The organism is Citrobacter sp. TBCS-15, from assembly GCF_005280815.1.
Lineage (GTDB): Bacteria > Pseudomonadota > Gammaproteobacteria > Enterobacterales > Enterobacteriaceae > Citrobacter > Citrobacter werkmanii.
In genome coordinates, this window is record NZ_SZWK01000128.1 from 1 (window position 1) to 465 (window position 465).

Sequence of the window (465 nt, forward strand, 5' to 3'; positions counted from 1 at the left end):
ATGATTCGTTCTTTGAACCAAGCGTCAACTCCTTCAGGACGTAGCCATTTACCTTGTTTAACTCCATTCTTTTCCATGAACTCAATCACTTTAGTTGGAGTTTCTGGTTCGTCCCACATATTATATTTTGCTGAATGGTATTTACTAAACATTTCAAGCGTTTCGATGTAGCTATCTTTCAGAAGTTCCGTGTCAAGCAATTTTTGGGCTTTCTCAGCACGTTTAGCAAGTCGTTCGTTAACTTGTTCCAGTTGTTCCTTTTGTCGCTGTAAGCTCAAATTATGGTTAATATAAGCAATTTGCTGTGCATGTCGTCCAAGTTTGCCTTGTGTATTAAGCTCGATCAGTTTAGCCATTCCCTCGCCAAGAATTTCATCAGCCACAAAGTTATGTTTATATTTTTTATTTGTGTTGCGTACATAGTTGTCAAGCGTTTGTTTAATTTTAAGTTTTTTGTGTAGCTCT

The 465-nt window shown here is 37.2% G+C and carries 1 protein-coding gene; it reads right to left on the minus strand.

The genetic code is table 11. From position 1 onward, the window contains the following. On the minus strand, positions 1–465 hold a 465-nt coding region (locus FDW96_RS11825; protein WP_137365738.1), incomplete at both ends, for a hypothetical protein.